The sequence below is a fragment of the Niallia sp. Marseille-Q9988 genome (genome assembly GCF_976954375.1).
The window spans coordinates 208,191-219,911 of sequence record NZ_CDRJSZ010000003.1; the positions used below are offsets into that span (position 1 = coordinate 208,191).

Below are 11,721 nucleotides of genomic sequence, written 5' to 3' on the forward strand. Positions count from 1 at the left end.
TAGTATAAAATACGGTTAGAACTACTGGTAGTCACTTAACTATAAACAGAGGGCACTAAAAAGTATAATATCTTCAAGCTAAATAAGGATTTATTTATTTGTAAACAAATGAAATAGCTTAATTTAAAAGTCGGTCACCAATAATTATGATTAAATGGCAGTTTTTTAGTGGTTTCATAAAACTGATGTGAGGGTGAATAGAATGAGTAGATTTATATTGTCTGCATTTGCTGACGAAATAAATGATCAATTAAAAACGCAGATGGATGTATTAGAATCACACGATATTAAGTTTATAGAGATGAGAGGAGTAAATGGAAAATTACTTGTCCATCATACGTTAGAAGAGGTACAAGAGATAAAACGTCAAATGGATGAGAGAGGATTTAAGCTCTCCGCAATTGGTTCTCCAATTGGCAAAATCAATATTACCGACGATTTTAGACCACATCTACAGTTGTTTAAGCATACGTTAGAGATAGCTGAGATTATGGAATGTAAATATATTCGGATGTTTAGCTTTTTTATGCCTAAAGGAGAGGATCCAAGTGTTTATAGAGAAGAAGTAATAAACCGATGGAGAAGCTTTATTCAAGTTACAGAGGGGAAAAATGTGGTTCTTCTCCATGAAAATGAATCCGGCATTTATGGAGATACGCCAGAAAGATGTTTCGATCTATTAGAGACATTGAATTGTGAATATGTGAAAGGAATTTTTGACTTTGCAAATTTTGTGCAATGTAATGCCAAGAATTATCCAGAGGCATTTATGCTGCTAAAAGATTATATTGCATATATTCATGTGAAGGATGCCGTTTACAGTGATCATCATGTGGTACCTGCAGGGAAAGGAGACGGAAACGTATCAGAAATTTTACAGGAATTATATAAAACAGGTTATGATGGCTTTTTATCACTAGAACCTCATTTATGGAATTATTCTGATTTTTCTTTGCTTACTCCAGACTCTCCTGGTTATGATTTACCTGTTGGAGGAGAAAAAAGATTTGCGGTTGCTGTACGAGCAATAAAAAATATCATAAATAAGATTCAATAAGAGGAGGATCCTTATGAATAAAGTGCGTATCGGAATAATTGGCATCGGAGCAATGGGATCAAATCATGCTGAAAGTTTGGTTACAGACAAAATTCCTCATGCAGAGCTTACGGCAGTCTGTGATATAAGTGGGGAAAGGCTAGAATGGGCAAAAAAGAAATTTGGAGAACAAGTTAAACGCTTTCATAATGTGGATGATTTCTTTAATTCCAATGCTTTTAATGCAGTGATGATTGTTACCCCACATTATGACCATCCAAGTCTAGCAATTAGAGCTTTACAAGCTGGCTATCATACCTTAATTGAAAAACCTGCTGGAGTATATACAAAAGCGGTAAGAGAAATGAATGAAGTCGCTAAAAAGAGTGGTAAGGTATTTGGTATTATGTATAATCAACGAACGAATCCATTATATCGAAAAGTAAAGGACTTAATGGATTCAGGAGAACTGGGAGAATTAAAGAGAACGGTATGGATTATAACAAATTGGTATAGACCGCAAAGTTATTATGATTCTGGTGGCTGGAGAGCAACCTGGTCTGGTGAAGGAGGCGGTGTCCTGCTAAATCAAGATCCACATCAACTTGATTTATGGCAATGGATTTGTGGAATGCCAAAGCGAGTACGTGCTTTTATGGATTTTGGAAAATATCACGATATTGAAGTGGAAGATGATGTTACCGCTTACGTAGAGTATGATAATGGAGCTACAGGTGTATTTATTACTTCTACTGGCGAAGCGCCAGGAACAAATAGATTAGAAGTGACAGGTGATAAAGGCAAGATTGTTATTGAAGATGGTAAGTTAACTTTTTGGCGATTGCGCGTATCAGAAAGAGTATTTAATAGAGAGTTTAAAGGAGGATTTGGTAGTCCAGAGTGTTGGAAATGCGACATTCCGATTGAAGGAGACAACACCCAGCATGTTGGCATTATCGAAAATTGGACAAATGCCATTAGAAATGGAGCAGAGCTCATCGCACCAGGGATAGAAGGCATCGATGGATTAACGATTTCAAATGCCATGCATTTATCTGCATGGACAGATCGTTGGGTGGACATTCCCTTAGATGAAGACCTATTTTTTGAACAATTGACACAGAGAATAGAGCAGTCTACCTTTCAAAAGAAGCAGAATGACGTAGGAACATTGGATGTTTCAGGAACGCATTAGGATTCATTAATATTTCTGTATGGGTGAGACTCTATATTTGTAAGAATCTATTTACAGATATAGAGTCTTTTTTAGCCTTTTTCCTTAAAATTTTATGGTATTAGTATAATTCATCATGCTGTGTGGGTATTCCACGTCCACAGAAAGAGAAGGATTCCTCATCTTCATAATAAGGTGAGGGATTTTTGATGAAAAATAGGTAAACCAAATAAAGCAAAAATACATATTCTAAAGGGAGATGAATAGCATTTTTTTAAACAGAGGGAATAGTTTGAGTATAAATTAGTACCAGGTAATAGTAATTGGTGTTAAAATATAAAGAAATGAATAATGAGGTGATGTGAATGTCAGCTTCTAAAGCACGTATTACAGCAATAGGTTCATACGTTCCAGAACGTATTTTAACAAATAATGATTTAGAAAAAATGGTTGATACGAACGATGAATGGATTGTGAAACGAACAGGTATAAAGGAACGGAGAATAGCAAATGAAAAAGAGTATACGAGTGATCTTAGCTATAAAGCAGTACGTAATTTGATAGAACAATACGATAAAACGATTGATGATGTTGATTTAATCATTGTTTGTACGATGACTCCTGACTATACAACGCCAAGTGTTGCATCCAATCTGCAAGCTAAGCTAGGGATAAAGAATGCTGGTGCGATTGATTTAAATGCTGCCTGTGCAGGATTTACTTATGGGTTGTATGTTGCAAATGGGCTGATTACAGCGGGATTAAATAAAAAAGTCCTTGTCGTAGGTGCAGAAACTTTATCAAAAATTACGGATTTCACAGATCGCACGACTTGTATCCTTTTTGGCGATGGAGCAGGGGCGGTTCTTATAGAATATGTGGAGGATCAACCAAGCTTTATTTCTTCCCATATAGGGTCTGAAGGGGAGGGTGGTCAACATCTATATTGCACAAATCTGGCTACTCAAATGAACGGCATCGATTTACTGGGAAATGGCTGCATTGTTCAAAACGGGAGAGAAGTGTATAAATGGGCTATTAAAACAGTTACGAGCGGTATGAAAATTGTTGCGGAAAAGGGAAGCCTGTCCTTGGATGATATAGATTGGTTTGTCCCACATAGTGCAAATTTGAGAATGATAGAATCGATTTGTGAGAAAAGTAATTTTCCAATAGAACAAACAATCTTTAGCCTTGTTCATTACGGAAATACTTCTGCAGCTACTATTCCATTGTCATTGGCTATAGGTGTGAAAGAGGGGAAATTAAAAGCCGGTGATAATGTTTTATTATATGGTTTTGGTGGAGGCCTAGCACATGCAGGATTATTGATTAAATGGTCACTTTAAAAATAGTTAACCTTAGTAATAGTATATGGAATGATGAGAAAGGGCATTAGGAAAAGTGCTCTTTTTTTGCATGACGAGGAAGTGGCGGTAAGAATATGTGGCGTCTTATTAGAATCAAGAAAAGTAATAGAGAAATTATCTATCTTATCATCAAAAACAGCAAAATCTAAAAAGAGGTAACCGAATATACTATTGGGTGTTAAAATAGATGTAAGAAAATTTTGTGATAATCCTCTATCCCCTGGCTTATCCGTTCTAAAGGAGTATGTACAAAAGTGAACTGTCCAATTTAATAATCTCCCATTAACTAAATTTACTTTAATAAATAATGGGGGATGAAACATGAATTATAATAAAAACTTTTCATTATTAATGATCGGGCAATCTTTTGCGAATATAGGGGATGTTCTCTATATTGTAAGTGTTATTAGTATTATCTATGACTTGAAGGGATCAGCAACAGCTGCATCATTTGTCCCTTTTACCATTACAACTTGTATGTTTATTTCCAGTATAATAACACCCCTTCTCGTCGGAAAAGTAAGGTTGAACTGGTTAATGGCGGGTTCTCAATTGGGGAAGACAATATTGCTAATATTATTAGGCTTTTCATTAACAGGGTTAAATGAATCAAATTACTTTGTGGTCTTTATCGTCATAGGATTCATTGCATTTCTTGATGGTTGTGCAAATCCAATAAGACAAACTTTGATACCGTATTACGTTGAACCTGAGTATTTAATGAAAGCGAACGGAATTGCAGAAACGGTGACCCAATTGATTCAAGCAACAATGTGGTTTGTTGGAAGTATGTTTCTCCTAATTTTAAGCTCACAACAACTTATTTGGTTTGTTAGCTGTCTGTTTATTATTTCCAGTTTCTTACTATGCTTTTTGGAAACCGTCTATGCAGAAACAATTAAGTCAGCGAGAAAAGTAGAACAAATCAAAGAGGGGTGGGAGATACTATTTCATACTCCGGTATTAAGAAAAATTGCCTCCATTGATCTTTTAGAGGGTTTTGCTGGAACAGTATGGATTGCGGCTGTTTTATACGTATTTGTTAGTGATGCTTTAGAAGTGGAACAAAAATGGTGGGGCTTTATTAATGGAGCCTTCTTCTTAGGACTAATTTTAGGAAGCCTCTATTGTATAAAATATGCTTCCTTAGTGGAAAGAAAAATAGGGAGCTTTTTATTAGTAGGCGCATTCTTTAGTTTTCTTCTTACCATATTATTTAGTTTAAATAGTATTCCTGTATTCGCGCTAGTTCTATCGTTTGGTGTTGGCATTTTTACACAAATAAAAAGTATTCCTCAACAAACGGTCATTCAAACGAGCTTACCAAAAGAACAATTATCGAAGGTATATACCTCATTGGGAGCAATTGGTACAGGAATCTTTGGTATTGGGTCTTTGCTGATGGGAATGCTTACTGATTTATTAGGCGTAAGAATGGTGTTTGTTCTATCAAGCTTACTTCTTGCATTTGCCAGTATAATCATCTATAAAAATAAGTCCTTGTTTGCTAGCAATAGTTATTTCGGCAAAGAAAGAAACTAATCTTTGGAAAAAACTTGACCTTTATAAAAAAGAGGTCGAGTTTTTTTGAATAAATATTCGAAAAACGTTGAATTAATAATTCTAATAATTTAGAATATAGTTAACTGAAAATAAAATAGAGGTGTTGTTGAATGGAAGTTTTTAGTACTACTGGTCGGAAAAGAGAGACGTACCAAGTTGAAATGAAGTATTCACTACTATGGGAGTGTGCACTTGGCATAGCAGCTATCACGAATAACCGGCTACTCAATTCGTTAGATAGGCCAACAAGTTATTGGAAAGATGTAAGAACGAGTCTTTCTGTCGATTTACAAGCAGAATTAGATTATGTAGAAAAAAATAATACGTGGAAGGCATTACTTCAATTACTCCATCAAAAGGATTTTTCCAGCCTAGAAGCATTTAGCGAATATATCAATAATCTCACTGAAAGAGAATTGATCTACCAATGTATTCCGTTTATAAGTAAAAACTATCAGCCTATTAGAGAACAAGCAGCAGATAAAAAGCTCGAAGCGATAGAGCAGTTAAGAGAAGCTACAAAAGACAACCCTTTTTTTCCAAGCTATATTTCTTTTATTTGTAAGATTGATGCACAACAGCTGAAACAGCATCTGATTATAGTCATGAGTGGTTGGTATAAAGCAGTCATAGAACCTGATTTGGAAAACTTGAAATCTATCTTACAAACGGATGCTCGTGCAAAAGAAAAAATGAAAAAGAAAATGGAACCCGAAGAATTTGTAGAATGGGCGACGGGTGGGATTAAGTATATGCCAGAACCAAGCGTTTATAAAGTATTACTTATTCCACAATACATATATCGACCATGGAATATTGCAGCAGATTTAGAAGAAACGAAAGTATATTATTATCCCGTTTCAAATGAAAGCCTATCTCCGAGTGATAAATATATGCCGAGCAATTTTCTTGTATTGAAACATAAGGCTTTAGGGGATGAAGTACGCATGAGAATAGTGAAATTATTATTTGAACAAAGTCGAACACTTCAGGAAATGACGGAAAAATTAGCGTTGGGAAAATCAACGATTCACCATCATTTAAAGATATTGAGATCTGCACAACTAGTAGGAATAGAAGAAGGGAAGTATGTATTAAAGACGCGAGCTATCATGTCATTAGCAAAAGAATTAGAGCAATACTTTCAACAATGAGGGATTTAGAAGAAACCACAAAAAAATGATTGAAACGCAGTATAATAAGATCCAATTCTACAAGGAAATTAGCCCAAAATAAGGATATATCAGTCAAAATGAGGATATATCAGCCAAACCACCAAGGATATCAGCCAAAAAAAGAATATATCAGCCAAACCAACAAGGATATCAGCCAAAAAAAGAATATATCAGCCAAACCGACAAGGATATCAGCCAAAAAAAGAATATATCAGCCAAACCGACAAGGATATCAGCCAAAAAAAGAATATATCAGCCAAACCACCAAGGATATCAGCCAAAAAAAGAATATATCAGCCAAACCGACAAGGATATCAGCCAAAATGGGAATATATCAGCCAAACCGACAAGGATATCAGTCAAAAAAAGAATGTATCAGCCAAACCGACAAGGATATCAGCCAAAAAAAGAATATATCAGCAAACCACCAAGGATATCAGCCAAAAAAAGAATATATCAGCCAAACCACCAAGGATATCAGCCAAAATAGAAATATATCAGCCAAACCAAAGAAAGTGGTGCTAGTTTGTATATTTTTCGAAATAAATCATTTACATATATGTGGATTGGTAATGGCATATCAGAATTAGCAGGAGCTTTTGGAACCTTTTGCAATTCGTTATTAATCTATGAAATAACAGACTCATCTTGGGCATTGGGGAGTATGTGGCTATTATATTTCCTGCCCTCCCTTGCGCTTCAGGTTTTTATTGGACCTTATATTGATCGTTGGAGTAGAAAATGGACCATGATTTTTGCACTTTGGAGCAGGGGACTTGTGTTTGTCATACCCCTTATCGGTGTTATGACAAACACATTAGTCCCATGGCATATTTTTATTGTCCAAATCATTATAGGATTAATAACACCTATTTATTCACCAGCCAATCAAGCGATACTATCCAGTATTGTTTCAAAAAAACAATTGCATACAGCTAATGCATACATAGAAGGAATGGCGAGATTAATGACCTTTACGGCTCCTGTTATGGCAGGGGTGGTCATTGAATATATCGGGGTTAACAGCACTTTATCTTTTATTTGCCTTTCCTTGATTATTAGCGGAAGTCTTTTATTAGGAGTTTCCGAAGAAAGAGAAAAGAGACCGGAGAGAAAAGCATGGGGTACTGAATTTATGGAGGGAATCAGTTACTTTTTTCAGCAAAGGACGATAGTGTGGTTAGGGGTTTTTCTAGCATTTGTCCAATTTGGAGTAGGGGTTACGATGGTAATTAATATCCCATATATCAAAACGGTTCTATACGGAAATAATGCCATGTATGGTTATTTTATGGCGGGATTTCCGTTAGGCTATATGATAGGGACATTATTGGTTGGGAAATTAAAATACGCCTCAAGACGAAGATTGATGCTAGGGGCACTTTTAATTGGAGGGTTGACTTATATTAATCTTGGGATAACTAGCTCGCTCATTTTTGCCATAGCAACAGAATTGATTGCAGGTATCGCGATGGCTTTTTTTAGTATCCATAATATAACGATTTGTCAGCAAACTGTTCCTAATCATCTAATGGGAAAAATTATTTCCGTGCGCTCTTTTATCATTCGTGCAATGATGCCGCTTGGCGTATTAATAAGTGGAGTTCTAAGTGAAGTATGGGGAATCCGACCTTTGTACATTTTAATTGGAACATTAATTGCTATTATTTCCCTACTAGGAATGCTACTACCATATTTTGCGTTTATAGATAACGTGAATACTGAGGAAAAGCTTGCTTCCTAAATTCCGATAAAAAAGACTAGGAAACGCTGATAGTGATTTTCCTAGTCTTTTCCCTTTAATACTTTTTCAACAAAATCGCAGAATTATGACCGCCAAACCCAAAGGAATTGGATAAACCAATAGATAAGGAAGCTTTTCTTGCTCCTTCTGGGACATAGTCTAAATCACAGTCAGAATCTGGAGTTTTTAAATTAATAGTTGGTGGAATAATACCTTCTCGCAAACTCTTAACTAAGGCGATTGCCTCCGCTCCACCCGCGGCACCAAGCATATGACCAAGCATCGATTTGTTCGCGGTTACTGGTATTTTATAAGCTTCCGCTTCAAATAATTTCTTAATAGCTAATGTTTCCGATAAATCGCCTACTGGTGTACTAGTCGCATGAGCACTAATTACATCCACATCAGAAGGGGAGACATTTGCTTTTGCTAATGCATTTTTCATGGCGAGATATGCGCCTCTTCCTTCTGGATGGGTTGCAACCATATGATGAGCGTCAGAGCTCGCTCCATAGCCAATAATTTCAGCTAATATCTTAGCATTTCTCTTAAGGGCATGTTCCAAGTCTTCAACGACCAAGATTGCCGCACCTTCACTCATTACAAATCCATCTCGATTTCTATCAAAAGGTCTGCTTGCTAATGTGGGTTCCTCATTATTAGTAGATAAGGCCCTTGCATTACCAAAGCTAGCTAAGGATAAATTTGTAATAGCTGCTTCCGCTCCACCGGCAAACATCACGTCTGCATCACCATTTCGAATGGTGTGAAAAGCTTCCCCAATCGAGGTATTTCCAATGGAACAAGCTGTTACAGGAGAAAGGGAAGGACCTTGGGCTCCGAATCTAATACTAATTTGTGCCGCAGCAGCGTTTGAAATCATCATCGGCACTAAATTAGGACTTACTCGATTAGGCCCTCGTTGATTTAATGTATTTACATTATCAATAAGGGTGGTTAAACCGCCAATCCCTGAACCTACATAGACACCTAGCCGCTCTTTGTCTACTTTATTTAAGTCTAGCTGAGAGTTAGATAAAGCTTCATCTGCTGCTGCTAATGCAAACTGGCTAAATCGGTCAAGCTTCTTCGCTTCCTTTGTACCCCATCTTTCTTCTGGATGAAAGTCCGTTACAACTCCAGCTATTCTTGTTTTTAATGAAGAGGCATCTAAATGCTCGATCATACTGATTCCAGATATTCCATTTAAAAGGTTCTGCCAATAATCATCTACATTGTTTCCTAACGGTGAAATGATTCCCATTCCAGTGATAACGACTCTTTTCACAAATTTTCCCCCATTCCTTTTTTATTTATTGTATGCTTTTTTTATCCTATTACAAGTTGTAGTTTATACTAGTATAATTAATACTAGGTTAAAAAGGAGAATGTATATGAATAGAGACATCCGATTAGAAGCGCTATCCGATTTTCTAAAAACAAAACGGTCAAAAATACAGCCACAAATGGTTGGACTTCCTGCTGGTAGTAGAAGAAGAACGGCAGGACTTCGTCGCGAGGAAGTAGCACAATTAGCTGGTGTAAGCACTACATGGTATACCTGGCTAGAGCAAGGTAGAGACATTAAAGTATCTATTTCAGTTTTAGACGCTGTTGCAGATGCGCTCCAATTGAGTTTAGATGAGAGAAAATATGTGTACGGATTAGCTTTTGAAGAAGGTGGTTCCTTCTTTCCAAAAGGAGAGGAAGAGGAAATGATTACGCCATCCTTGGAGAAAATTTTAAAAGAGCTTCGTTACTGTCCTTCGATTATTACCGATCGACGCTCCTTTATTGTAGGATGGAATGAAGCTGCTAAACAAGTATTCTTGGATTTTGAAAAAATTCCACTTGAAAAAAGAAATCTAATTGAACTGGTTTTTTCAAGAAAAGAGCTAAGAGCATTAGCTGTTAATTGGGAAGACTTTGTCAAAGGATTTCTCTCTATCTTTCGCACTTATTTAGGGCAGTATATGGCAGATGAGTGGTATGGAGAATTTATTGAAGAGATGAAAAAGAACTATCCGGATTTTAATAAAATGTGGAATGAAAGTGAAGTAAGTTCTGCGCCTGAAGTATTAATTGAATTTCGTCACTCCAAGGCTGGGAAAATGATTTATAATTTAACTTCTTTGCAAGTTCATGGCCGAAATGATTTAAGATGTAGCATTTATACGCCTGTTGATGGGACTGGTACAGAAGAGAAGATTAAGCATTTGATGAAATAGTTTAGAATAATAAAGGGACACAGCAGTGGTTGTGTCCCTAATGTTCCAATCAATTAATAAGCTGTCTAATTCCCTCTACAATAGGAGTTTCCGAACGTCCAAGCAATTTCTCAAAGTCTTTGCTTTCTATTTCTAGGGAACCTTCGCGAATATCCTTTTGGATAGCCACAAGCATAGGAACGATAAAGTCTGGTACGCCAGCTTTAGTCATTATTTCAGCATAAGTTGTGTCATCAACCTGTTGAACGGGTACTTCTTTTCCAATCACTGTGCTAACAGCAGCAGCGATATCTTCCTGAGATAATAGTTTGCCAGACAGCTCATAAATCGTATTCTCATGTCCTTCTCCTGCTAGTACTTCTGCTGCTGCTTCTGCATAGTCTTGTTGTAAAGCCCAGCCGACTTTTCCCTCTCCAGCAGAGGTAATCCATGGTGCTCCCGCTTGAACACCTTGAATAGTAGAAAGTTCATTTTCAAGGTACCAGTTGTTACGCAAGAAAGAATAGGGGATGCCTGTTTGAAGAATAGCTTCTTCTGTTGCTTTGTGAACTTCAGCAAGGAAATTTGTGCTTTCTTGTGCATTTGCAATACTTGTATATGCGATAAACGAAACACCAGCATTTTTGGCTGCTGCGACTGCGTTACTGTGTTGACGAATTCTTGTTTCCGTGTCTCCATCTGCTGAAATAATCAATAATCGATTAATTCCTTTAAAGGCTGTTTCCAATGTTTCTGGCTTATCGAAATCTCCCTCGCGAACATCTACACCTTTTACACGTAAATCTTCTGCTTTTTCAGGATGACGAACACTGACTGCAAGCTGGTCAGCAGAAACTTTTGATAGTAAAACATTCACGATTTTAGAGCCGAGTTTACCAGTAGCACCTGTTACTAATAGTTTCATTTTATATTTCCTCCCATTCATTTTCTTATTTCATTATAACCAAATGTTTCTGACAAGATGTGTTGTTGTATATTCAATATAGGTATATAGTATATTCATAGTTAGAAAAATAAAAGTAGTTATTTTTTAATAACATAGTCACATAAATAGTACCATGGGAAAGGAGATAGATCAGATGGCTCGTTATTTTGTTCAAGGAACACCTGACTCGAGTGAAGAGGAAGGGTTCTGTCCTGTTACTTATACGCAAAATTTAACAGCGGGAAGATGGAAAATTATTATCTTATGGCATTTAAGTCAAGGAACAAAACGCTTTAATGAACTACAAAGGCTGTTACCAGGCATTTCAAAAGGAATTTTAACAAGACAGCTAAGGGAATTGGAAGCAGATCAAATGGTACATCGAGAAGTATATAAAGAAGTGCCGCCTAAAGTGGAGTATTCTTTAACAGAAAAGGGAGTAAGCTTTATCCCCATTCTTGATTTAATGGGGGAGTGGGGGAAGAAGCATTATAAGGACTAAAGAA

General features: G+C 36.5%; 11 protein-coding genes. 9 read left to right on the forward strand and 2 right to left on the reverse strand.

Annotated features, from left to right (window positions below; genetic code table 11):
* Positions 1–202: 202 nt before the first annotated feature.
* From ACWNMZ_RS05205 to ACWNMZ_RS05235, 7 genes are all read left to right on the forward strand, one after another.
* Entirely contained in the window at positions 203–1,057 is an 855-nt protein-coding gene (locus ACWNMZ_RS05205; RefSeq protein WP_031536044.1) for a sugar phosphate isomerase/epimerase family protein, read from the forward strand.
* A 13-nt stretch (positions 1,058–1,070) separates the two neighbouring features.
* Positions 1,071–2,231 (forward strand): Gfo/Idh/MocA family protein, encoded by a 1,161-nt coding sequence (locus ACWNMZ_RS05210; RefSeq protein WP_031536046.1) that lies wholly within the window; start codon positions 1,071–1,073, stop codon positions 2,229–2,231.
* A 344-nt stretch (positions 2,232–2,575) separates the two neighbouring features.
* Positions 2,576–3,559 carry a ketoacyl-ACP synthase III gene (locus tag ACWNMZ_RS05215; protein ID WP_031536048.1) on the forward strand — a complete coding sequence of 328 codons (984 nt, stop codon included), beginning with the start codon at positions 2,576–2,578 and terminating at the stop codon, positions 3,557–3,559.
* A gap of 342 nt (positions 3,560–3,901) precedes the next feature.
* Positions 3,902–5,122, forward strand: coding sequence for an MFS transporter (locus tag ACWNMZ_RS05220; protein ID WP_251628327.1), 1,221 nt, complete (start codon positions 3,902–3,904; stop codon positions 5,120–5,122).
* A 131-nt stretch (positions 5,123–5,253) separates the two neighbouring features.
* Positions 5,254–6,297, forward strand: coding sequence for an ArsR/SmtB family transcription factor (locus tag ACWNMZ_RS05225; RefSeq protein ID WP_251628329.1), 1,044 nt, complete (start codon positions 5,254–5,256; stop codon positions 6,295–6,297).
* A gap of 98 nt (positions 6,298–6,395) precedes the next feature.
* A complete protein-coding gene (locus tag ACWNMZ_RS05230) occupies positions 6,396–6,908 on the forward strand; it encodes a hypothetical protein (RefSeq protein WP_251628331.1) in 513 nt (170 codons plus the stop codon).
* Positions 6,878–8,062 (forward strand): MFS transporter, encoded by a 1,185-nt coding sequence (locus ACWNMZ_RS05235; protein ID WP_048719354.1) that lies wholly within the window; start codon positions 6,878–6,880, stop codon positions 8,060–8,062. The genes ACWNMZ_RS05230 and ACWNMZ_RS05235 overlap by 31 nt, the downstream gene beginning before the upstream one ends.
* Positions 8,063–8,117: 55 nt before the next feature.
* Here the strand turns inward: ACWNMZ_RS05235 and fabF are convergent, their stop codons facing one another.
* Positions 8,118–9,350, reverse strand: coding sequence for a beta-ketoacyl-ACP synthase II (gene fabF, locus ACWNMZ_RS05240; protein ID WP_048719327.1), 1,233 nt, complete (start codon positions 9,348–9,350; stop codon positions 8,118–8,120).
* Between the two features lie 106 nt (positions 9,351–9,456).
* Between fabF and ACWNMZ_RS05245 the strand changes: the two genes are divergently transcribed.
* On the forward strand, positions 9,457–10,290 hold the full coding sequence (locus ACWNMZ_RS05245; RefSeq protein ID WP_031536056.1) for a helix-turn-helix transcriptional regulator: 834 nt from the start codon (positions 9,457–9,459) through the stop codon (positions 10,288–10,290).
* Between the two features lie 49 nt (positions 10,291–10,339).
* Here ACWNMZ_RS05245 and ACWNMZ_RS05250 read toward each other — a convergent pair whose 3' ends face one another.
* Complete coding sequence (locus ACWNMZ_RS05250) at positions 10,340–11,194, reverse strand: SDR family oxidoreductase (RefSeq protein WP_251628332.1); 855 nt, start codon at positions 11,192–11,194, stop codon at positions 10,340–10,342.
* 175 nt (positions 11,195–11,369) lie between these two features.
* Between ACWNMZ_RS05250 and ACWNMZ_RS05255 the strand changes: the two genes are divergently transcribed.
* Positions 11,370–11,717: a winged helix-turn-helix transcriptional regulator gene (locus ACWNMZ_RS05255; RefSeq protein ID WP_251628333.1), complete on the forward strand. Its 348-nt coding sequence runs from the start codon at positions 11,370–11,372 to the stop codon at positions 11,715–11,717.
* Positions 11,718–11,721: the final 4 nt, after the last annotated feature.